At 62.3% G+C, this 21,703-nt stretch carries 23 protein-coding genes and 2 riboswitches; of the genes, 14 read left to right on the top strand and 9 right to left on the bottom strand.

Features of this window, described 5'->3' with window-relative positions; genetic code table 11:
• Positions 1 to 392: 392 nt before the first annotated feature.
• From A9D14_RS15260 to A9D14_RS15250, 3 genes are read right to left on the bottom strand one after another with little or no spacing between them, the layout of a single operon-like run.
• Positions 393 to 1,685 (bottom strand): cobyrinate a,c-diamide synthase, encoded by a 1,293-nt coding sequence (locus A9D14_RS15260; RefSeq protein WP_066849839.1) that lies wholly within the window; start codon positions 1,683 to 1,685, stop codon positions 393 to 395.
• The gene (gene cobO / locus A9D14_RS15255) at positions 1,682 to 2,296 is read right to left on the bottom strand and encodes a cob(I)yrinic acid a,c-diamide adenosyltransferase (RefSeq protein ID WP_066849837.1); all 615 of its coding nucleotides are present in this window, start codon (positions 2,294 to 2,296) and stop codon (positions 1,682 to 1,684) included. Before cobO ends, A9D14_RS15260 begins: the two co-directional genes overlap by 4 nt.
• Positions 2,293 to 2,892, bottom strand: a complete 600-nt coding sequence (locus A9D14_RS15250; RefSeq protein WP_066850663.1) for a hypothetical protein — start codon at positions 2,890 to 2,892, stop codon at positions 2,293 to 2,295. Before A9D14_RS15250 ends, cobO begins: the two co-directional genes overlap by 4 nt.
• 194 nt (positions 2,893 to 3,086) lie before the next feature.
• Positions 3,087 to 3,295, bottom strand: a riboswitch (cobalamin riboswitch).
• Between the two features lie 72 nt (positions 3,296 to 3,367).
• Positions 3,368 to 3,558, top strand: a riboswitch (cobalamin riboswitch).
• A 162-nt stretch (positions 3,559 to 3,720) separates the two neighbouring features.
• Between A9D14_RS15250 and A9D14_RS15245 the strand changes: the two genes are divergently transcribed.
• Genes A9D14_RS15245 through cobU form a run of 9 tightly spaced genes read left to right on the top strand, consistent with a single transcriptional unit; the run spans position 3,721 to position 12,192 of the window.
• Positions 3,721 to 5,640, top strand: coding sequence for a TonB-dependent receptor plug domain-containing protein (locus tag A9D14_RS15245; protein ID WP_066849835.1), 1,920 nt, complete (start codon positions 3,721 to 3,723; stop codon positions 5,638 to 5,640).
• Positions 5,640 to 6,047 carry a DUF1636 domain-containing protein gene (locus A9D14_RS15240; RefSeq protein ID WP_066849832.1) on the top strand — a complete coding sequence of 136 codons (408 nt, stop codon included), beginning with the start codon at positions 5,640 to 5,642 and terminating at the stop codon, positions 6,045 to 6,047. The genes A9D14_RS15245 and A9D14_RS15240 overlap by 1 nt, the downstream gene beginning before the upstream one ends.
• On the top strand, positions 6,044 to 7,060 hold the full coding sequence (gene cobT / locus A9D14_RS15235; protein ID WP_066849830.1) for a nicotinate-nucleotide--dimethylbenzimidazole phosphoribosyltransferase: 1,017 nt from the start codon (positions 6,044 to 6,046) through the stop codon (positions 7,058 to 7,060). The genes A9D14_RS15240 and cobT overlap by 4 nt, the downstream gene beginning before the upstream one ends.
• Before the next feature lie 53 nt (positions 7,061 to 7,113).
• The gene (locus A9D14_RS15230; RefSeq protein ID WP_232469089.1) at positions 7,114 to 7,623 is read left to right on the top strand and encodes a histidine phosphatase family protein; all 510 of its coding nucleotides are present in this window, start codon (positions 7,114 to 7,116) and stop codon (positions 7,621 to 7,623) included.
• The gene (cobS, locus tag A9D14_RS15225) at positions 7,620 to 8,330 is read left to right on the top strand and encodes an adenosylcobinamide-GDP ribazoletransferase (protein WP_066849824.1); all 711 of its coding nucleotides are present in this window, start codon (positions 7,620 to 7,622) and stop codon (positions 8,328 to 8,330) included. The genes A9D14_RS15230 and cobS overlap by 4 nt, the downstream gene beginning before the upstream one ends.
• The gene (locus A9D14_RS15220; protein ID WP_066849821.1) at positions 8,312 to 9,304 is read left to right on the top strand and encodes an aminotransferase class I/II-fold pyridoxal phosphate-dependent enzyme; all 993 of its coding nucleotides are present in this window, start codon (positions 8,312 to 8,314) and stop codon (positions 9,302 to 9,304) included. The genes cobS and A9D14_RS15220 overlap by 19 nt, the downstream gene beginning before the upstream one ends.
• Complete coding sequence (gene cbiB, locus A9D14_RS15215) at positions 9,297 to 10,250, top strand: adenosylcobinamide-phosphate synthase CbiB (protein ID WP_066849818.1); 954 nt, start codon at positions 9,297 to 9,299, stop codon at positions 10,248 to 10,250. The genes A9D14_RS15220 and cbiB overlap by 8 nt, the downstream gene beginning before the upstream one ends.
• The gene (locus A9D14_RS15210; protein WP_087910603.1) at positions 10,238 to 11,692 is read left to right on the top strand and encodes a cobyric acid synthase; all 1,455 of its coding nucleotides are present in this window, start codon (positions 10,238 to 10,240) and stop codon (positions 11,690 to 11,692) included. Before cbiB ends, A9D14_RS15210 begins: the two co-directional genes overlap by 13 nt.
• Positions 11,689 to 12,192, top strand: a complete 504-nt coding sequence (gene cobU / locus A9D14_RS15205) for a bifunctional adenosylcobinamide kinase/adenosylcobinamide-phosphate guanylyltransferase (RefSeq protein ID WP_198302093.1) — start codon at positions 11,689 to 11,691, stop codon at positions 12,190 to 12,192. The genes A9D14_RS15210 and cobU overlap by 4 nt, the downstream gene beginning before the upstream one ends.
• A 263-nt stretch (positions 12,193 to 12,455) precedes the next feature.
• Here the strand turns inward: cobU and A9D14_RS15200 are convergent, their stop codons facing one another.
• Together A9D14_RS15200 and A9D14_RS20500 are read right to left on the bottom strand one after the other, a co-directional pair.
• Positions 12,456 to 13,097 carry an outer membrane protein gene (locus A9D14_RS15200; RefSeq protein ID WP_066849814.1) on the bottom strand — a complete coding sequence of 214 codons (642 nt, stop codon included), beginning with the start codon at positions 13,095 to 13,097 and terminating at the stop codon, positions 12,456 to 12,458.
• 279 nt (positions 13,098 to 13,376) lie between these two features.
• The gene (locus A9D14_RS20500) at positions 13,377 to 13,808 is read right to left on the bottom strand and encodes a hypothetical protein (RefSeq protein ID WP_083988099.1); all 432 of its coding nucleotides are present in this window, start codon (positions 13,806 to 13,808) and stop codon (positions 13,377 to 13,379) included.
• A 193-nt stretch (positions 13,809 to 14,001) separates the two neighbouring features.
• Here A9D14_RS20500 and A9D14_RS15190 point away from each other — a divergent pair, with 193 nt between their 5' ends.
• Entirely contained in the window at positions 14,002 to 14,235 is a 234-nt protein-coding gene (locus tag A9D14_RS15190; protein ID WP_157668262.1) for a hypothetical protein, read from the top strand.
• Positions 14,236 to 14,397: 162 nt separating this feature from the next.
• Here the strand turns inward: A9D14_RS15190 and A9D14_RS15185 are convergent, their stop codons facing one another.
• Both A9D14_RS15185 and A9D14_RS20325 read right to left on the bottom strand, forming a co-directional pair.
• Positions 14,398 to 14,550 carry a DUF6961 family protein gene (locus tag A9D14_RS15185; RefSeq protein ID WP_157668261.1) on the bottom strand — a complete coding sequence of 51 codons (153 nt, stop codon included), beginning with the start codon at positions 14,548 to 14,550 and terminating at the stop codon, positions 14,398 to 14,400.
• Positions 14,551 to 14,585: 35 nt separating this feature from the next.
• Positions 14,586 to 14,711 carry a hypothetical protein gene (locus A9D14_RS20325; RefSeq protein WP_269769230.1) on the bottom strand — a complete coding sequence of 42 codons (126 nt, stop codon included), beginning with the start codon at positions 14,709 to 14,711 and terminating at the stop codon, positions 14,586 to 14,588.
• 212 nt (positions 14,712 to 14,923) lie between these two features.
• Between A9D14_RS20325 and A9D14_RS15180 the strand changes: the two genes are divergently transcribed.
• The 3 genes from A9D14_RS15180 (at position 14,924) to A9D14_RS15170 (ending at position 17,055) form a co-directional block, all read left to right on the top strand.
• Positions 14,924 to 15,412, top strand: coding sequence for an outer membrane beta-barrel protein (locus A9D14_RS15180; protein WP_066849801.1), 489 nt, complete (start codon positions 14,924 to 14,926; stop codon positions 15,410 to 15,412).
• 372 nt (positions 15,413 to 15,784) lie between these two features.
• Positions 15,785 to 16,669: a toll/interleukin-1 receptor domain-containing protein gene (locus A9D14_RS15175; protein WP_232469087.1), complete on the top strand. Its 885-nt coding sequence runs from the start codon at positions 15,785 to 15,787 to the stop codon at positions 16,667 to 16,669.
• Complete coding sequence (locus A9D14_RS15170) at positions 16,666 to 17,055, top strand: hypothetical protein (protein WP_157668260.1); 390 nt, start codon at positions 16,666 to 16,668, stop codon at positions 17,053 to 17,055. The genes A9D14_RS15175 and A9D14_RS15170 overlap by 4 nt, the downstream gene beginning before the upstream one ends.
• Here A9D14_RS15170 and A9D14_RS15165 read toward each other — a convergent pair.
• Entirely contained in the window at positions 17,036 to 18,259 is a 1,224-nt protein-coding gene (locus tag A9D14_RS15165) for an IS256 family transposase (protein ID WP_066849793.1), read from the bottom strand. The genes A9D14_RS15170 and A9D14_RS15165 overlap by 20 nt on opposite strands.
• Before the next feature lie 324 nt (positions 18,260 to 18,583).
• Positions 18,584 to 18,784, bottom strand: coding sequence for a hypothetical protein (locus A9D14_RS15160; protein ID WP_066849791.1), 201 nt, complete (start codon positions 18,782 to 18,784; stop codon positions 18,584 to 18,586).
• Positions 18,785 to 18,888: 104 nt separating this feature from the next.
• Here A9D14_RS15160 and A9D14_RS15155 point away from each other — a divergent pair, with 104 nt between their 5' ends.
• Positions 18,889 to 21,453 (top strand): sensor domain-containing phosphodiesterase, encoded by a 2,565-nt coding sequence (locus A9D14_RS15155; protein ID WP_066849789.1) that lies wholly within the window; start codon positions 18,889 to 18,891, stop codon positions 21,451 to 21,453.
• Positions 21,454 to 21,703: the final 250 nt, after the last annotated feature.

The raw sequence follows: 21,703 nt of genomic DNA, 5'->3' as shown, positions 1-21,703 counted from the left end.
CTGCAGATTGGCCGCCTCTTGCCCGTACCGGCCAACAGTACCGTTCGCGCCATCCACGGCTGCAGCTATGGCTACGCCGTCCGGTGTCGGGAGATGACCATGTCCGGAGCGCTATTATCGGCGCGACAGCGCTCGCCAAGGCGGCGCCGGCACGGCCAATGGGCGATGCGGCCCGCGAGCCAGACCATTCCAAAACACAATTCCCCATAGCGCAGCGCATGCGGCCCGCGGGTTCCTGCATGTTAGGATTTCGTACGCTTAAGCGCCCGAAATCCTTCGACATAGCGGTCATGCACGAGTTAATTTCCGCTTCTTGTGAGCGGACACTCATTCATGTTGTCAAACGGATCGCCGCTCAGCATCACTGCAGCTATCCCATTTAGAACGCGGAATTACTGTCGGGCCGAGAAAAGCATTGCTGTAGCTTCCGGAGCGGACCGGAAATAGAAATGCACATAGCTGGCCAGCAGGGAACCGCAACTGAACACGGCCTCATCCCTGCCGCCGTTTGGATTGCGTGACCGGCTGAGCGGTATCAGATCGGTTTCGATCCGCGAATAATGAAAGCTATGGCCGCGCAATACACCTGTTCGCAGATCGACTTCCTGCAAACCGAGCCCTCCCAGTCGGTCCTGTATGATCACCTGCGCAGGCAGCAGCCCCAGCATTGGAAAAGGACCGTCCGCCGTTTCCAACTGCTCCGAACAGACCATCATACCGCCGCATTCGGCCAGCAGGGCCTTGCCCATTGCGTGATGGCGCCGGATACTCCGCTGCCACTGACGGTCGGCAGCCAACACTTCCGCATGCAACTCTGGATAGCCGCCCGGCAACCACAGCGCGTCACATTCGGGCAGATCCTCTCCCGCAAGGGGAGAGAAAAAGCGCAATTCCGCGCCCATTTCTCGCAGAACGGCCAGATTATCGGCATAGATGAACGCAAAGCACGCATCGCGGGCAATGGCGATGCGCCTCCCTTGCAGCATGGGTGGCAGAGGGCTCGGCGCAGGCGCAGGGAACGCGACCGGAGGCGGCAGGGCCAGCGCATCGTCGGGCAAGGCGGCGGAGCAGGCGGAGATGCGCGAGTCCAGATCCGGGATCTCTGCCGCCATTAACAGGCCGAGATAGCGTTGGGGCAATGCAAATGTGGTGTCGCGCGGCAAAGCACCGAGCCATCGGACGGGCGGCTTCACGCTTTCGCGCAGCATATCGGCATGGCGGTCACCCGCAATGCGGTTGGCGATCACACCGTCGACCGCAACTTCCTGCCGGTAACTAGCCAGTCCGTGGACCAGCGCGCCAAAACTTTGCGCCATGGCCGATCCGTCGATGACTGCCAGCACCGACAGGCCGAAGTGCGCAGCGATGTCTGCGCTGGACGGATCGCCGTCGAAAAGCCCCATCACCCCTTCGACAAGAATGATGTCGGCGTCCTGCGCGGCATCGTACAGCAGGCGGCGGCAATGGTCCTCGCCCACCATGAACAGGTCGAGCTGGTGAACAGGATGGCCGCTGGCGCGTTCAAGGATCATTGGGTCGAGGAAATCGGGCCCGCATTTGAAAACCCGCACCCGCCGCCCCGCATCGCGGTGACGGCGGGCGAGAGCGGCAGTAATGCTCGTCTTGCCTTGCCCCGAAGCCGGCGCGGCGACCAGCAGGGCAGGGCAATGCGCCGCTGCGCTCACAAATCGATGCCCGGCTGCGCTCGGATACCGGCGCGGAAGGCATGTTTCACATCGCGGATTGCGCTCACCGTATCGGCGGCTTCGATAAAAGTGTCATGCGCGGCGCGGCCGGTAATCACCACATGCTGCATCGGCGGGCGCGCATGGATGGCGGGCATGATCTCTTCCACGGAGAGATAGCGATAAGTGACGAGATAGGTCAGCTCGTCCAGCACGACGAGGTGGATGGACCGATCGGCCAGCGCTTCCTTCGCCTTTTTCCATCCGGCGCGGGCGGCGGCGATGTCGCGGTCGCGTTCCTGCGTTTCCCATGTGAAGCCTTCGCCGCAGCGTTCCCAGCGCATGTTCGGGTCGCGCGCGAAAAAGGCGCGTTCGCCCACTTCCTCCTTGCCCTTGATGAACTGGAACACCGCTGCCTTGTGGCCATAGCCCAATGTGCGCGCCACCATGCCAAAGGCGGAGGACGACTTGCCCTTCCCATTGCCGGTAATCACCAGCAGTAGGCCCTTGTCCTGCGTGGCAGCGGCGATCCTTTTATCGACCGCCGCCTTGTGCTTGCGCGTGCGTTCGCGGTGGCGGGCATTGATGGCGTCCTTGTCGCTGCCGCTCACCGGCTGCTGTCCGGCAGGATGCGTCCGGTCAGCCGCTCCGCCGCTATGTGGACGATCGCCGCCATGCCCGCCCAGCTGAGCGTCGCGGCCAGCGTGCCGGGAAAATAGCGTTCGATGCGAGGCAGGAACCCGGACACCGAGGCATCGGGGAAATACCCACTGAACGCATAGAATCCGCCGCTGCTAAACAGGTTCGATACGAAAGTCGCGCCGCACAGCACCGCGATCAAGGCAGGGAGGGTCGCCGGCTTCATACCCAAGCGCGCCGCGCCATACCGGCCCGCGAGCCACATCGCGCCATAGGCTGGCAGCAGCATCCAGTATGCGATGGTAAAGCAGAACCCCGAACCGCCCATCACGTAGATTGTGACCACATCGATCGCGAAACCCAGCGCGAAAAGCGCGAGAAAGGCAAGGCGCGGGCGGATGTAAAATCCCGCCACGAAAAAGCTGGCGAGGCTGGTTTCGGGAAGGTGGATATAGTCGGACAGCGAATGCGGGCGCGTGGCCAGCATCACTACAGCCAACACGGCGAAAAGAACGGCATCGAATTGCCGGATATTCAGGCGCTTTGCAGCGATTGGAACGGCGGTCATCATTGATCTCCTCCATAGGGTTCAACGATGCGTTGCCCGCCGCGTAAGACGACGGAACAGGCGCGGCGCAGGGCCGCGGCAGCCGAAATGATCTGCGAGTGCCGAATGACGCGGCCCTCCCTTTCTCAACGCACACACAAGTGTCGTCCACCAAGGGATTGGGCCCTCGTTCGACCGGTACATCCCGCCCGGGCGAAGAACGACGGCAACGGGCCGGTTTCCTGACTTACCGGGTCAACGCATTTCCGCCGCCTTCTCGGAAGGAAACAATCCTTCCAATGGCTTGTGGCAGAACGCTCACCGGTCACAGTTGCGGGAGCAGTGCCGGATTCGCAGATGTAGAATCCTGCTTGCCGGACTTCCCGATTAAGCCCTCGCGGGCACCCGTTACATTCTTGCCGATAGGGAGCATGCGCCGCCTCTGCAAGTCACCATCTGGTCACAAGCGGCTTGCCATATGGTTCATGGGCCATTATCCGCCTCGCCAGCGACAGGTTCCCCGCAAGGGGATCAAAAGGGAACGCGGTTCAAGACCGCGGCTGCCCCTGCAACTGTAAGCGGAGAGCCATCGGCCATCATGCCATTGGGGCAATCATCGTCCCGAGAAGGCGGCCGGACCGGCATCGACCCGCAAGCCAGGAGACCTGCCTGACGCTGTCGTTCTTCGTCCGGACAGGGTGTGCCGGCCGAACGGGGAAATCCCTCGTGAAACGACAGAAACTGCCTCGTGCGGCGCGTGCCGGACGGGACGGTCTGTGTGTGTTCACGCCGCAGTCGTTCCCCCGCTGCGATCCGCGCGTGGCATCTTGTCACTTGTGGGGATTGTCCATGCCCGAATTCAAATATGCGTTCCTGCCGGCGCTCGTTATAGGTTGCTCTCTTTACACCGTCGCCGAGGCCAATGACGCGGCAGGCGAAATCGTCGTTTCCGCCTTGCGTACTCCGGTCGACAGCGACCGCGTATCGTCGTCTGTTACCATTCTCGACCTTGAAGAGATCGAGACGGAGCAGCCCGTCGCGGTCACCGATATTCTGGTCCGTACGCCCGGCATCAGCATGTCGCGCAATGGCGGCTATGGGGCGGCGACATCGCTGCGCATACGCGGCGCCGATGCGGGGCAAAGCGTGCTGGTGATCGACGGCATGCGCCTGTCCGATGCATCCACCACCGATGGCGGGGCAGATTTCGGCAATTTGTTCGCCGACGATATCGAACGGATTGAGATTTTGCGTGGGCCGCAATCGATCCTGTGGGGCAGCCATGCAATTGGCGGGGTGGTCAATGTGGTCACGGCCAGCCCCTCCGATCCGCTGGAAGGGCGCCTCACGCTCGAAGGCGGATCGCGCAATACGCTGAACGCGCGGGCAGGCGTGGGCGGCAGCGGCAAGGCGATCGACTGGCGGATCGCTGGCAGCACATTTACTACTGACGGCATATCGGCGCGCAGCAACGGCACCGAGCGGGACGGCTATCGCCGCCAGTCCGCCAGCGGCACGCTGACGGCGCGGATCGCGTCGGTACTGTCGCTGAACCTGCGCGGCTACTACGCCGACGGACGTAATGATTTCGATGGGTTTGCCGGTGACAGTCGCGCTTATGGGCTGACACAGGCGTGGACAGCCTATGCGGGTGTGAATGCAGCGCTGCTGGACGGGCGGTTCACCAACCGGCTGGCGGTGATGGAAAGCCGCACGGACCGCGATAATTTCGACCCCGACCGTTCGGTGCGCAGCCAGACATTCGACGCGCAGGGCCGTGGTCGCCGGTACGAATATCAAGGCGGCTTCGCCCTATCGGACGCGGTGCAATTTGCATTCGGTGGCGAGCGTGAGGAACAGCGCATGCGCACCGCATCGCCGGGCAATAATACATTGCCCTTCACTACCACGCGGGCCGAGGCGGATATCGACAGTGTCTATGTGCATGCCCGCGTTTCACCCACGGCGGGGATGACGCTGGAGGGCGGGGTTCGCCACGACGACCATTCGCGTTTCGGCGGCAATACCGTGTTCAGCGCGGGCGGCAGCTTCGTCCCGTGGGATGGCGGCACCATATTGCGCGCCCGATATTCCGAGGGGTTCAAGGCGCCGTCGCTCTATCAGCTGTTCACCCAATACGGATCGGCGGATCTGCAGCCCGAACATGCCAAGGGCTGGGAAGCGGGCGTGGAGCAATATCTGCTGGACCGGCGCGTTTCCCTGTCTGCCACCTATTTCGAAAGGGACAGCGATAATTTGATCGACTTTGCCTATTGCCCCACCACCGGCACGCTGCCCGGCGAATGTTATATTCCCGGCACCGGTGTCGAGCGGTTCGGCTATTACGCGAATATCGACGAAAGCCGTGCGCGCGGCGTGGAGCTGGCCGGTTCGGCGCAATTCGGGGGCTGGTTCGCGCGCGGCAATTTCAGCTGGATCGATGCCGAGGATCGCAGCGCCGGTACGACCTATGGCCAGCAATTGCCGCGTGTGCCGCGCTATCTGGCGAACGGATCGTTCGGCTATGAGGCGGAGGACGGCTATTCGGCCAGTATCGCTCTGCGCTATTCGGGTGAAAGCCGCGACCGCGCGGGCGGAGTCATGCTGGACGATTATCTGCTGACCGATCTGCGTGCAGAGGTGCCGGTGGGTGCCGAGCTGTCGCTATATGGGCGGGTCGAGAACCTGTTCGACAGCGATTACGCCACCGCCAACGGATACGGCACATTGGGACGCAGCGCCTATGTCGGCGCAAGGGCGCGTTTCTGATGCTGCGCCCTGCCAGTAGCGGCCCCTCGGTCGTGGTGTGCAGCACCTGCCGCCTGTCACCCGACCGGCGCGAGGACGATGAAGGGCGGCGCGGCGGCGCGCTGCTGGCAGGGGCCATGCGCGATCTGCAACGGGCCGAGCCGCGCTATGCGGACATTGCCGTCGAGGAAATGCCCTGCCTCTTTTCCTGCTCGCGCCACTGTGCGGTGCATATCCGCGCGGCGGGCAAGATCGGCTATGTTCTGGGCGATTTCACCCCTGATGATGCCAGTGCACGCGCCGTGCTGGACTATGCCGTGCATCATGGCGCCAGCGAGCACGGGCAGGTTCGCTATGCCGATTGGCCCGACGGAGTTAAGGGCCATTTCATCGTCCGGATCCCGCCCGAAGGGAGCGTGGTGGCATGATCCGCTTTGCCACTCCCGCTGAGTTTAACGCTGCCTTGCGCGATTTGCCCATGCCCGATGCTGCCGCGCGCGACGCCGCTGCGGCGCGGCAGGCGCAATTGACCAAGCCTGCAGGTTCGCTTGGCCGGTTAGAGGATATCGCGCTGTTCATGGCGGGCTGGCAGGGCAGCGTTTGCCCGACCGTCGATCGGATCGCGGCCGTTGTCTTCGCCGGAAACCACGGCTGCGCCGCGCGCCGGGTTAGCGCGTTTCCCACCGAGGTAACTGCGCAAATGGTGGCGAATTTCCACGATGGCGGCGCGGCGATCAATGCGCTGGCGCGGGCCTGCGGCGCGTCGCTGGCGGTGGTGGCGCTGGATCTGAACCGGCCCACCGGCGATATCGCGCGTGGCCCAGCGATGAGCGAGGCGGACTGCCTTGCCGCGTTGAACGCTGGCGCGGCATCTTTGCCCGACGATTGCCAGCTTTTCCTGCCCGGAGAGATGGGGATCGGCAATACGACCCCTGCGGCGGCGCTGTGCGCGGCCAGCTTTGGCGGCAATGCGGCTGATTGGGTTGGCAAGGGCACGGGCATCGATGCCGCCGCGCTGGTACGCAAGCGGCAGGTGGTGGACGATGCGCTGGCGCGGCATCGCGATGATTGCGGCACCGCGTTTGAAACCCTGCGTCGGCTCGGCGGGCGCGAGATTGCAGCCATGTCGGGCGCGATGCTGGCGGCGCGACACCGGCGCATTCCGGTGCTGATCGACGGTTTTATCGCTTGCGCCGCGATGGCGCCGATGGCGCGCTTTGCGCCCGCTATCACCGGGCATTGCCTTGCCGCCCACCGTTCGGGCGAAGGCGCACACGGGCGATTGTTGGATGCGCTGGGCTTCGACCCCCTGCTGGCGCTGGACATGCGTTTGGGAGAAGGCTCGGGCGCGGCGGTGGCGGCGCAGATTGTCCGCTCGGCGCTGGCGGCGCACGGTGGAATGGCGACATTCGAAGAAGCTACCGTCGCAGGTTCGCCGTGAGGTCGTTCGATCTTTACCTGATGCGGCACGGACCGCCGGTCCGTAGCGGGTTGATGCTGGGGCATAGCGACGAACCCGCGGTGCCCGGCGGGCATGACCGGCTGATCGCGCAGGCGCAATCCATCGCGGCGGACCGGATCGTCGCATCAGACCTGCGCCGCGCCGCCGATGGCGCAAGCGCCATCGGCGAGGCCCGCGACCTGCCGCTTTGGCTGGACCTGCGGTGGCGCGAGCTTGATTTCGGTGCGTGGGACGGCTGCGATCCCGCTGCGCTGCCCGAACAGGATTTGCAGCGCTTCTGGGCCGATCCCGACCGGCATCCACCGCCCGGCGGCGAGAGCTGGAGCACGCTGCGCAAACGGGTGCGCGCCGCGCTTTTCGCGTTGAGCGGACCGGCAATCGTCGTCGCCCACGCAGGTTCCATCCGGGCGGCGGTGTCGGTGCTGACGGGTCTGGACCATCGCGGGGTGTGGGCATTCGACCTGCCTTATGGCGCGGTGATATGCATGCGTGTCTGGCCCGATGGCGGGCTGACCGGCCAGATCACGGGGCTGAAGCCGTGAAGCCGGTAATCCTTGCCCTGCAATTCATGACGCGCCTGCCCTTGCCGCAAGTTCGTGCAGATGCGGCGGATTTTGCCGCCGCCATGCGCTGGTTTCCGCTGGCAGGGCTGGTGGTGGGCGCGGCGGTGTGGGCGGGCGTGTGGCTGGGCGCCCTGACCGATCCGTGGGTCGGGGCTTTGCTGGGCGTGGGCGCGTGGGCGGCGATTACCGGCGCGCTGCATCTGGACGGTCTGGGCGATGTGGCCGATGCGGCGGGGGCGGGGCACCGCGATCCGGGCCGCGTGTCCGAGGTGCTGGCCGACCCGCATATCGGCAGTTTCGGAGTCGTCGTTATTGCGCTGCAGATCGCGGCAAAGCTGGTGCTGCTCTTCCTGCTGGCGCAGCGGGACGGGGACTGGGTCTTGCCTGCGATTGCCTGCGCGGCTCGGATCGGACCGCTGGTCTGGACGCTGATCCTGCCGCCCCTGCATGAAGGGTTGGGATCGCGCTTTGCGGCAGCGACGCGCTGGCGTGATGTTGCCATCTGGGCGGTTTTGGGCGCGATTATGGCGTGCTTCGTGCCAGCATTGGCCATGGCGGTGCCAGTGATCTGGCTGTGGGGCCCCTGGGTCCGGTCGCGTCTGGGCGGCATCTCGGGCGACAGCCATGGCGCGGGGATCGAGACGACCGAAACGGCGCTTTTGCTGGCATGGGTGACCCTGTCGTGACCGGGGCGTTCCACTGGCACGGCGGCAGGCTGGACGAGGCGAGGGCGCGTTTTGGTAGCGGGTCCGATTGGCTGGACCTGTCCACCGGCATCAATCCCTATCCATGGCCCGGTGCCGCGCGGTTGCGGTTCGACTGGCAGGCCTTGCCCGCACCATCGGCCCTGCGGGCGCTTGAAGAAGCGGCAGCAGCGCATTTCGGCGTTGAGCCTGCCTTATGCTGCGCCGTACCGGGAAGCGAGATCGGGCTTCGCCTGCTGGGCAGGCTGATCGACCTGCCGGGGCGGTTCATGCCGCCGTGCTACCGCACCCATGGCGCGATTTTCGCGAATAGCCGTCCGGCTGCTGCCGATCCTGCGGGAGAGAGAGCGGCATTGGTGATCGCCAATCCCAACAATCCTGACGGGCGCATTCTGCCGGTCCCGATCCTGCGCCAATGGCTGGCGCAGCAGGAAGCGGCTGGCGGGTGGCTGGTGGTAGACGAGGCCTTTGCCGATCCCTTGCCGCGCGCCGGCATGGCGGGCGATGTGGCGGAAGGGCGCCGCCTTGTCGTGATGCGATCGTTCGGCAAGTTCTTCGGGCTTGCGGGCGTGCGTCTGGGCTTTGCCATCGCGCCGCCGGAACTGATCGCGGCCTTGCGCGGCCTGCTGGGCGACTGGCCATTATCCGCCGCCGCGATCGAGGTCGGGACGCGCGCCTATCGCGACAGGCACTGGATTGCCGCCACGCGCGCCGCCCTGCCCAGGCGCGCCGCTGCGCTGGATGCCGTGCTGCAACGAAATGGGTTTGCACCGATGGGCGGATCGCCCCTGTTCCGCCTCATCGATAGCGGGCGGGCGGTGGCGCTGTTCGGCCGTCTTGCCCGCTGCCGGATCCTGACCCGGCCATTCGCAGATAACGCAAGCTGGCTGCGGATCGGCTTGCCGCCCGATGATGCGGCGCTGGAACGCTTCGACAAGGCATTGGCCGATGGATGAGCCGATCGGCCTAGTGGCCCTTGCGCTGGATGCAGCATTCGGATGGCCGGAGCGGCTTTATCGCCGGGTAGGCCATCCGGTCGGCGCCTTTGCCCGCATCATCGAATGGGGCGCGGAACGGTGGAACCGGCCCCATCGCGGCGTTCGGCAGCGACAAGCGGGCGGGGCGATGACCGTGGCGCTGGCGGCAGGCTTTGCCGTCGCAGCGGGCTGGGCGGCGGAATCAGCGGTGCGGCATGTTCTGGACCCGGACGGCTGGCCGGCGATCGCCTTGCTTGCCTATCCGGCGATTGCGCAGCGCAGCCTGTTCGATCATGCAAGACCGGTGCTGGCGGCGCTGAACGCTGGCGATTTGCCGCAGGCGCGGCACGCGGTCGGGATGATCGTGGGGCGTGACACCGGCGATCTGGACGAGGGCGGCGTATCGCGCGCGGCCATCGAAAGCCTTGCCGAAAGCTTTTGCGACGGGGTGATCGCGCCCTTGTTCTGGTTGATGCTGCTGGGGCTGCCCGGCGTCTGGGCGTTCAAGGCGATCAGCACGGCCGACAGCCTGATCGGGCACCGGGAAGAACCGTGGCGCGATTTCGGGCGTTTTGCGGCGCGCGCAGACGATATTGCCAATTTCATACCTGCGCGGATCGCGGGCGTGCTGATCTGCCTTGCCGGATCGGGCGGTTGGCAGACCATGTGGCGCGACCACGCGAAACACGCCTCTCCCAATGCCGGATGGCCCGAAGCGTCGATGGCGGGCGCGCTGGGCGTATGGCTGGCGGGGCCGATCGCCTATGACGGGGCGATGCATGCGAAACCGGCCATCGGCGCGGGGCGGGACGCGGGGCCCGCCGATCTGCGCAAGGCCATCGGCATTTTCATAAGGGCCTGCGCGCTTGTTTGGTTGACTGCGTTTGCTGGGCTGCTGGCAGGAGGTTGGGCTTGGCTGGGCTGATGTTGCAGGGAACCGGTTCGGACGTCGGGAAATCGGTCCTGGTGGCGGGTCTTTGCCGCGCGCTGGCCAATCGCGGCATGAACGTGCTGCCGTTCAAGCCGCAGAACATGTCGAACAATGCCGCCGTCACCCCCGATGGCGGAGAGATCGGACGCGCACAGGCAACACAGGCGCTGGCCGCCCGTGCGGAACTGCACACCGACATGAACCCCGTTTTGCTAAAGCCGCAAGCGGATCGCACATCCCAAGTGGTGGTACACGGGCGCTTGCGCGGCACGCTGGGTTCGTCCACCTTCCGGCAAGCACGCGGTGCTTTGTTGGACGAGGTGATGGAAAGCTATGCCCGCCTGTGCGCCCGCTGCGAAATGGTGGTGGTCGAAGGGGCAGGATCGCCCGCGGAAATCAACCTTCGCGCGGGCGACATCGCCAATATGGGCTTTGCGCGGCAAGCCGGCGTTCCCGTGGTGCTGGTGGGCGATATCGACCGGGGCGGAGTGATCGCGGCATTGGCAGGCACAAAGGCGGTGATCGACCCCGACGATGCGGCGATGATCCGCGGCTTCATCGTTAACAAGTTCCGCGGCGATCCGGCGCTTTTCGCCGACGGCTATGCTGCCATAGAACGGCTGACGGACTGGCGCGGGTTCGGCGTGGTGCCGTGGCTGGCCAGAGCACATTATTTGCCCAGCGAGGATGCGGTCGTGCTGGAACGGGCCGGAGCGGGCGCGGCGGGGCGCAAACGTATTGCCTGTCCGATCTTGCCGCGAATTGCCAATTTCGACGATCTCGACCCGTTGAAGGCCGAACCGGAGGTTGAGCTGATTATGGTGCCGCCGGGCAGCCACATCCCCGTTTGCGATCTGGTCGTGCTGCCGGGATCGAAGGCCACCATCGCGGACTTGCGGTTCCTGCGCGATCAGGGCTGGGATATCGACATCATCGCGCATCACCGGCGCGGCGGGGCGGTTCTGGGGATATGCGGCGGTTACCAGATGCTGGGCCGGGCGATCCGCGATCCGCTGGGGATCGAGGGGTTGGTTGACGAAGTGGACGGGCTGGGCATGCTGGACGTGGAAACGGTGTTGGCGGGCAATAAGCAGGTCGCGCAGGTTAGCGGCGCGGCATGGGGCGCCGGGTTTATGGGCTATGAAATCCATATGGGCCGCACTAGCGGGGCGGATCATGCGCGGCCCTTCTCCATGTTGAACGGGGCCCGGCCCGATGGCGCGCAAAGTGCCGACGGGCTGGTGATCGGCACCTATTGCCACGGCCTACTATCATCCGGTGCGTTGCGCAGCGCCCTGCTGGGGCGGATTGGCGCGGGGTCGCACGGAGCAGAGCATGGCGTGCGCGTTGATGCCGCACTGGACGATATTGCTGTAGTGCTGGAAAAGGCGCTCGACATCGACGGGCTGGTTGCGTTGGCAGGGTGCAGGGCATGAGTACGCTGTTGGTCTTGGGCGGCGCGCGTTCGGGCAAGAGTCGCTTTGCCGAAAATTGGGTCGCAGGGCATGGCGGCCGCCTTGCCTATATTGCGACGGCGCAGGCTCTGGACAAGGAAATGGCGCAGCGCATCGCCCAACATCGCGCGGATCGCGGCGACGCGTGGCATACGGTGGAAGCGCCGATGGATTTGGTGGGCTCTATCGCGGACGCGGGCGCTAATTCCGATGCGATCCTCATTGATTGCCTGACATTGTGGCTGTCGAACTGGATCCTTGCGGAGAAGCATCCGCCAGTATCGGAACTTGTCGAAGCGGTCATCGTCTGTCCGCGCCCGATTGCTTTGGTTGCAAACGAGGTGGGCCTTGGAATCGTGCCCGATAATGCTTTAGCGCGGCGCTTTCGCGACAAGGCTGGTCGATTGAACCAGGCTGTGGCTGCCGCTGTCGAGCAGGTTATCCTGATGGTGGCCGGTTTGCCCCTTGAAGTGAAACAATGATCGCAACGCAAAGGGCCGGCGCCGACCAACGAGGGTATTCTTCCGCCGCGTTCGAGTATTAGCTTGGCTACGCGTTAGGTCTTGAACGCCGACTTAGCAGGCATAGCGTCAGTCAAAACGGCTTCCTTAAACTTGCCGTATATTCACGAAGTCAAGTCGCGAGCTCAATCCCGTAGAATCGCTGCCAGCGAAGTTCTTGATTAGCTGCTTTCCAGATGTCGCGGTCGAATGGGGCCGGAGTGTTCGCTCCGGCCCTCTTCAGATCAAAAGCGGAAGGCAAGGCCCGCCTTGAAGTTGTTGTTGTCGATGCTGAGCCCGTCAACGCCCTGATCGCCATAGCTGGCGCGCAGATACTCAGCGCGAAGGCTCATTGATTCAGCGATCATCGTTTCCAGTCCAACACCATACTGGATAGCGTCTTCGCTCTCGCTGTCCGAATAGGCGTCGACTCCATCGTCGATCGTCGCCTTGAAGTTCGTGCTGAGCCAGCCAACGCGAGCGTAGATGCCAGTTGCGTTGTTGACCTTGACGCCGAATCGAGCGGCGGCGCCGAAGCTTTCGTTGGCCTTGATGCTGGCTTTGATCTCGTCGACGCCATCAGTGGCCGAGATGCCGACAGATGCGTCGCTCAGCTGCGCGAAGCCCTCGACTGCGATGAAGGTGGTGTCCATGGTCACATGATAGCCGGCAAACACACCGCCCATGACGCCGTTACCGCTTAGACCGTCAAACGAACCTGTAGCATCAAAGCCAACAACATCCGTCAAATCGATGTCGTCTACCTTGACTTCGTAATTGTCGAAGCCGCCTTCTACGCCAGCGTAGAAGCCTTGGAAATCCTGTGCCAATGCAGGAGTCGCGAATGTAGCCGCCGCGATCGCGAGCGACGCCACGTATTTTTTCATGTAGGTATTCCCCCATTATTAGCGGCTCTACGCCGCGAGCGCGTCGATTGCGGAATGGCGAAGGAAAATCTATTCGCAGATTCAAGTTTTCCGCAGCCCGATGTGGATCAGGCGCTGCTGTTGAGAGCCGTAAACAGTACGTGGCTTTATCGCGGTGTTCGGCTTCGGTCTGGCGCTGATTGGTATCGCAGTTCAGCGACAGGCCGATCCTCTATCTACGGTCTGGGCGGTCAGAAGACGTCGCTTCCACGCAGCTTGACCTGTTTCGATGTATGCCAGTTAGCTACACCGGTGATTGCCCCAATAGCGTTCCCAACGCGCCACCAGACCCGATGCGACGAGTGCACAAGATAGATCGCCGCTGAGAGGTGAGGCGCACCAGGCGCCCGTTCGACTGCCGCCTGCAGATCCAGTGGACACGCACGTCAACGTCGGACCTTCAACCAGAATATGGCCATGCGGGCTTTTCCCGATCGGCCTGCCGACCAGACGAACGAGGTAATCCCGCGCATCTTGGGGATCCGCGTCGGGACATGGATGTCCGGGCCTGCAGCTTCCATCAGCCTCCCTTGCTGCCACTCCCGAGACCCGGACGCGCGGACCTTCTGCGCACCAGACAGGACCATCGCCATCCCAGACATGTGTGGGGGTGCACTCGAAAGTCTGGCCTGCCGGCACAACAAGCACCGAGGCGAGAATGGTAAGGATCATGGTGCGGACTTTCTTTCAGTTCAGTGCGGCGATCGCCTATGCAGAAGGTGACGGGGCGACGAATTTCCCTTAGCCTAATGCGCCGGACCCCTGACACCCCTCAGCGAATACCCTCGAGTTGAAAACGACAGGTAAATTTGCATAGTCGTATGTGACGGCCCGCTTCTGCCGGCGTACGATCCAAGGGCTGAAGATGAATCACCGCGTCACCCGCTTTGTCGACTGGCTACAAAGCGTTCCTACCGAGCCTCATTTTGCCGAACGCCCCGAATTCGCGTTCTTCGCCGACCTGACAGGCGAGGAGCTCCAGGCTGCGGAGCAGGAATTGGTACGTCGGCTTGCGGTACTGGGCACCGATCAAGACGTGCAGTCTGCCTTCATGGATCTCCGGGCGAATTCACCGATCCGCAGTAGCAACGACGACTGACTACGGCTTGCGGCGTGTCGCCCAGATCAGCGTTGATAAGGCGGTGACGAGCGCCGCAAGCGCGAAAATCATTGAGGGGTTGAGGATGACCAAAGTAAGCCTCCTGTTTTCAGAGGCGCACCATGTTCCTTATTCGTTCCAAGTAGGACAGTCTTTTCTCTGTCAAGCCGGGTTCAGCTCGTCAAACCTTCTGCCGATCTCCTGCCATAGAGCGGCTCCCTCTTCCTCTGCCAGATCTTCAAAATGCTTCTGGCGTCGTGCAATAAAGGCAGCGCCGCCGGTCCCATGAATTCGCTCGATCTGCAGCGCCACCATCCAAAGTTCCTTATCGCGCGACAGCATCGTGGCAGTCAGTCCAAAAGATAGCTCAGGGCGAGGAACAACATCGTGCTCCCCAGAATTGTCGCTTCCAACTCAACCACCCAGGCGCGACGTTCGAATTTCTCGACCTCGGAATCGGAGAGCCAGTCCTTCATGTGGTTCCTTCCGGCACGGCGCGGCAGCAGCGAACAATCGTGCCGTACCTCATGGCAAACTTCCGGCCTCGTCAAGCCGTGGCAGACAAGACACTTAATTCTCCACATTGATTGATCGGTTCTCCCTCCTGATTGACCGGCAAGATCTGCTTGCCTAACCGCGCCGCCACCGCGTTTTAGGGAGCGCGGCTAACATCAATGAGGACAAATAGATGATCAAGAATGTTGGACTCGCAGCGGCTGCCATCGCTGCGGCCTTTGCTGTGAATCCCGCGTGCGCGCAGGATGCGAGCGGTGCGCGTATCGGCGTAGAACTAGGCGTTCTGGATGACGACTTCCTCGGTACCGACGAGGTGTCCTATGGTTTTCTCGCCGGCTATGATTTCGACCTCGGTGGCGCAGTCGCAGGCCCTCTGGTCGGCTATACCGCTGCGTTCGACGACGAGTTCGACACTCGTGAATTGTCGATCGGCGGCCGCATCGGCACCAAACTCGATGCAGGATCTCTGTTCTACGGCGCAGTCTCCTACTCTAACATCGATGCAGACTACGTCGCAGGCAGCGTCGACGGCGTGAAGTTCGGCCTTGGCTTTGAAAAAGATTTCGGCGGCTTCTACGCCAACGTTGAAACCCGCTACGGTACTTACGATTACGATCTGGAGCTCTATCAGACGCTCGTCGGTGCCGGCGTGAAGTTCTGATCAGTTATCCCTGGTCAAGGGAGGGGCGGCTCGCGATGCGGGTCGCCCTTTTTACTTGAGATCGAGGCAATGGACGCCGACGTAGCCGACATTCGATCGCCCAAGTTAGGCCCCTAAAACCTGCCATTTGTTCATCAGGCTGTCGTGGCACAACGATCGACCATTATTGGGAAAAAGGGGCCGTTCGCTGCCACTCTCCTCTATGGCGGCTTACGGTGCTTGACCTGCCACTGGTAAGCGATGCGTCGGCGCGCGCTATGCTAGTGTGTTGACCTCGCCGCGCTGATCGGGCCAGTTCGCGAGATGCAGGAAGCTCCTCGACTATTCATCTCTTACTCCCACGATGACCAAGCACACAAGGATTGGGTGCTGATGCTTGCCACCCGGCTCGTTGCGAACGGTGTCGACGTTCTGCTCGATCAATGGGACATGCGTCTGGGTTCCGACCTACCGCGCTTCATGGAGAACGGACTGACTGGCGCTGACCGAGTGCTCGTGGTTTGCAGCACGACCTATGCCGATAAAGCGAATCGCGGCCAGGGCGACGTCGGCTATGAGAAGATGATCCTGACGGGCCAGCTTATGCGCGATGTAACAGCCGATCGGATCATTCCGGTAATCCGTAACAACGCTTCGACCGATGTTTTGCCGACCTTCCTGCTATCACGTCTGTATGTCGATTTTCGCGCTGATGAAACGTTCGAAGGCCGTTACGCCGAACTGCTGCGCGACATCCACAATCAGCCCGTTGCGCCACGTCCCGCCCTTGGCCCGAATCCGTTTGCCCAAACCGCTCCGGAAATCGAACCGCGGCTGCCATTTTCGCCTGAGCGCTATGTGTCTCCCGCGCTCGCTGGCTCGGTTACATTCGACTACTCGAACAACAATGGCCGCTTCGCTGTCGGTGCGGGAGACATGCTATTCGAGACTGCTTGGTCGCGGGGCGGTGCGACCTCTATCCATGCCTATACCAATGCGCCGAGTATCAGAACTGTCGCTCTCGCGCTTGGCGTCGGCGACATCGCACAGATCGTTGATGCGTCAATTTACGACACATCGTCCCGAGTGCGTTCTCCCCATATCGGCGAGATCGCAGTTTGGCGAAATACGGCCGGCTACTACCTCGCAACCAAGGTCGAGAGGCTGCAAAGCCGAGGCCATGGCGCACCTTCCGATGAAGTGACCTTTTCTTATGTGATTGCTCCGCACAAGGAGAAGAGCTTTCGGTCTGGTCACGAGGGCGAGCAGAATCAGTGACTGCGGCGGTTTCGAATGCCCGTTTAGCGGTCGATATGATGTTGGACGCCATGTTTTGCCAGCGCGCTCCCGACCGGCGGCGACATAGCTTCATGTATAACAAGCCGGGCGGCCATCCATTCGTGGGCGGGGCTGGCTTCGAGGTGAATTACGAGTATCGTGGCTTGCTGAAGACAGCGCTATTCATGCGCCGCAACGCCGCCCCACACCTCGGATCGCTGTTGGTGAGTGACGTCGAAAAGGTGCTGACGGACTTCATCAGCAATAACTTCTGGATCATCGGCAGCGAGGCTTGGGATGGCTGTCTGCTCGGCGCTGGCCAAAGGGGACTGTCAGGAATTCCGTGTGTGGGCGGGCGGTTGAACATTACGCCGCCATGGCTTTGATGAAGCGCTCACCGAAAATTACGGCGAACTGGGCCTTTGCCATGGTCCACTCACGCGGCGGCATTTTCCACTCTTTCTCCGACCGGTTCAAGATCAGATAGAGCAATTTCGTGGCGGCCTCGTCGCTCGGGAAGTGGCCTCTCGCCCTGACGGCTCTGCGGAGCTTCGAGTTGAGGGCCTCGATGGAATTCGTGGTGTAAACGATCCGGCGAACCTCATCAGGGAACGCAAAAAACGGGATGACCTCGGCCCAGGCACGTCGCCAGCTCTGGCCGATGGCGGGATAACGCTTGCCCCAGGGACCAGCCTCGAACGAGGTGAGCGCCTGTTCGGCGGCCTCGGCGCTGGGGGCGCGGTAGATTTCCTTGAGCGCCGTCGCCAGCCCCTTGCGGTCCTTCCAGGACACGAGGTCCATCGAATTGCGCAGCAAATGGACGATGCATGTCTGGACCACGGCTTCGGGAAACACGGCGGTGATGGCCTCGGGGAAGCCCTTGAGCCCATCGACCACGGCAAGCAGGATATCCTCGGTCCCGCGGTTCTTGAGCTCGTTCATCACCCGCAGCCAGAACTTGGCGCCTTCGTTCTGCTCGAGCCACAGGCCCAGCACCTCCTTGGCGCCATCAGCGCGGACGCCCAACGCGATGTGGATCGCCTTGTTGCGGACCATGCCTTCATCGCGGATCTTGACCCGGATCGCATCAAAGAAAACGAGCGGGTAAACCGGATCGAGCGGCCGTTGCTGCCAGCTGGCGACTTCGTCGAGCACGGCGTCGGTCACGGTGCTGATCAGGTCCGGCGACACGTCAATGCCATACAGATCGTGCAGATGCCCGGTGATCTCCCGGGTGCTCATGCCGCGCGCGTACATCGATATGATCTTGTCATCGAAGCCGGGGAAACGGCGCTGGTACTTCGCGATCAGTTGCGGCTCGAAGCTCGACTGACGATCGCGCGGGACATCGATCTCCAGCTTGCCGGCATCGGTGGTCACGCTCTTGCGGCCATAGCCATTGCGCGTGTTCCCGGCTTCTTCGTCGCTGGTCAGATGGTGATCCATCTCCGCATTCAAGGCGCGCTCGGTCAGCGCCTTCTTCAGAGAATCCAGCAAGCCGCCTTGTTCGAAAGCGGCGCTGGCAGCGCCGCCAGCCAAAAGCTGATCCAGCAGCTCATTCGGTATCGCAGGTTCTTTGCGTCGGGATATAGTGGGACTCCTTCTTACCCATTATGCCCGCCCACACAGGGAATTCCTGACAGTCCCGGCCAAAGCCGAGACACTCCTCATCGGCGAGCGCATGCAACCGCCCACCGAGTAGCACCGGCTCAAGCTGCGCCGTACTTGCAGGAATATCCCTGCGGCTCGTACTTTCCCGGAACTACCGCGCATCGGACCAGTTGGCGCTGCCGACGACTTTCTGCCGTACATCGTTGGGCCCGCCCATCAGCAGTCCCCAGGGCTTCCTCGTCAGCAAACCGCTGAAGACCCATGTCATCGTGAGCAAGCCAAAGAACAAGCCAAGCATGTTAGCTAGTACCACAGCGCTTTGTGGGGCGAGATACGGCCCCTGCGGCGCAGTGCAATGCGGCCGATGCCGACATAAAGCCCCGTCACGGTGAGGAAAGTGCCGATGACCGAGGTCCAGATGACGATCTCGGTCCATAGCGGCCCGTTTTGGCGTAGCATTCGATGGTCATGGTCGATGCGGCCGGAGATGCTGCGCAGGTGCATAGCCTAATGCTTTGAGGGCGAGCGAAATCGGAAAGCTACCGCTAGCGGCCGCCCCATCATGGTTGTTTACCACTCTGTAAATAAGCGCGTGTCATACCGATCCGATGGACCTCTCCAACATGCCCTCCTTCACATCCATCGAAGTCGACCGCCTGTCTGCTCTCCTTGACCTGGATATTCTCGACACGCCTGCCGAGCGCGAATTCGACGATATCACCCGGCTAGCCGCGACTGCGCTGGGTGTCGCGAGCGCGGCAGTCAGCCTAATCGATGAGAAACGACAATGGTTCAAATCACGGCACGGGATTCCCTTTCCGGAAACACCGCGCGATATCTCTTTCTGCACGCATGCGGTCGCCTCGCGGGATATCCTTGTCGTTCCCGACGCCACACGAGATGATCGGTTTAGCGAGAACCCACTCGTCACGCAGGAAGGCGGGATACGCTTCTATGCTGGCATACCGCTCATCATCAGCTCAGGATATTGTCTCGGCACATTATGCGTATTCGACCCGATCGTTCGGGACGGCCTTACCGAGGCTCAGGAGGCCGTGCTTCAAGATCTTGCGAGGCTCACCACGGACCTGATCGAGACGCGGCGATTTCGCAAGATGGGAGAGATCGCCGCGCGCGTGGCCGACACCACCTCGGACGCAGTGCTGGCGACCGACCGAGATGGCACGATTGTCTATTGGAATCCCGCAGCCGAACGGATGTTCGGCTATGCACGGGGCGAAGCCATCGACCAGAATGTCGAGATCGTCATCCCACCGCGTCTCGCCAAAGGCCATCGCGAGATTTTCGCGCGCGCGGCCGCTGGCGGCGCCACCCGACTAGTCGGAACCACCGTTGAACTCGTCGGCGGGCGAGCAGATGGCAGCGAATTCCCGATCGAGCTTTCGCTTGCCCGATGGGGCGCGGGGCCGCCCGATGGCGGTTTCGCAGCTATCATCCGCGACATCACTGCGCGCAAGGCGTTGGAGCGCGAACGCGAGCAGGCCCAAGCCTTCCTGGACACGGTCGTCACCAATTTACCCGCCATGCTGTTCGTCAAGGACGCGCAGACGCGGGAATATGTGCTGGTCAATCGCGCCGGCGAGAACGCAATCGGTCGCCCGGCGAAAGAGATTGTCGGTCAGACCGATCGCGATCTTTTTCCCGATCATGGCGACGGGTACGAGGAGCGCGACAGCGAGGCAATTGCGTCACCGTCAGCTACGATGTTCGAGAGTGAGTTCGTGCGCGATGATGGTCAGTCTGTCCATCTGCGTACTACACGTACGCTGATCGATGGTCCGGATCGACCGGGACAGTATGTTCTGGGCATCTCGGAAAACGTGACTGAGACCCGGCTGGCCGAGGCCGAAGTGCTTCGTCTGGCGAATTTCGATGCATTAACCGGCCTGCTCAACCGCGCCAGCTTCACCGATCGGCTGCATGGCCTTGTTCGCAAGGCCGAGCCGTTCGCATTGCTGAGCATCGATCTTGATCGGTTTAAGGCAGTAAACGACCAATTTGGCCATCCTGCGGGTGATGCGGTTCTGGCGCAAGTCAGCGACCGGCTGCGGGCTGCGGTCCAATCGCAAGATTGGGTGGCGCGCATCGGTGGCGATGAATTCGTAGCCGTGCTCACCGGCACGCGGCTGCGCGAGCGTGCCGATGAAGTCGCCTCCGCCATCCTGACGAGTATGTCCGAGCCATTCACAACGGGCCGCGTGTTAGCCCATCTCGGTGCTTCCATCGGCATCGTGCTCCTGCCAGAGGATGGCCGCACAACTGGCCAACTTCGAGAAAACGCAGACTTGGCGCTATATCGGGCCAAGCAGATGGGCAAAGGCAAAGCCTGTTTCTTCGACGCCGAGATGGACGCAGCAGCGCAAGACCGGCGCATGCTCGAAACGGAACTTCGCGAGGTCATAGAGAACGACGGGATTGACCTGGCCTACCAGCCTGTGCTCTCCGCCAAGACGGGTCAGATCACCAGTGCCGAGGCGCTGGCCCGCTGGACCCATCCGGACCGAGGACCGATCCGGCCGGACATCTTTATTTCCCTCGCTGAAGAATGCGGTTTGATCGACCGACTGGGCGAGCAGCTGCTGCGCCGCGCGTGCCGTGACGCACAGGGGTGGCCCGACCATGTGCGTGTTGCGGTCAATCTGTCTCCTCTGCAATTCCTGTCGGGAAAGCTCATCGAGATAGTTCAGCAGGCGCTCGACGAATCCGGCATTCGGGCCGACCGCGTCCAGCTCGAGGTCACCGAGGGGCTCGTCATACGCGACGTCGAAGGCACCTTCCGGCAGCTCGAGCAACTGCGCACACTCGGCATTCAAGTGCTAATCGATGATTTTGGCGTAGGATATTCCTCGCTAAGCTACTTCCAGCGCTTCCCATTCGACAAGGTCAAGATTGACAAGTCATTCGTCGATGAGATCGGAACTTCGCGTGCGGCAAAGGCGATTGTCGAGGCCGTGGTTGGCTTGGGCGCTGCGCTCTACATGGGCGTGGTCGCGGAGGGTATCGAGACGGAGGAGCAAAGGCATCTTCTGGTCGCAAGCGGCTGTACCCATCTGCAAGGCTATCTGTTCAGTCGGCCGGTCACGGCGAACACGCTTGGCAAGATGCTTATGACGCAGGGTAATCTTGAAGCTATGGCGTCCAAAGCTGCATGACCCGGCGGACTAGACATACGCACCGGTGGAGTTTCTCGTGAGCATGTCACCTGCTGGGGCCGATCCATTACCGTGCAGCGCCTGCTTCTGACAAAATCGGTCATTCATTCTCGCTTTCGAAGGCGGCAATTAAGTCACAAACTTCAGCTTTGAGCCCCATGGGCAACCATTTCCGTTTTCAAGCGATCGTCAAGCAATCCGCTTTGGCCTAGATTAGGGCGCGAAGCCGACATGCCGGTCCATCGTCCGG

Origin of the sequence: Croceicoccus marinus (assembly GCF_001661675.2) — a bacterium.
GTDB lineage: Bacteria > Pseudomonadota > Alphaproteobacteria > Sphingomonadales > Sphingomonadaceae > Croceicoccus > Croceicoccus marinus.
This window is presented reverse-complemented; position numbering and strand designations above follow the sequence as displayed.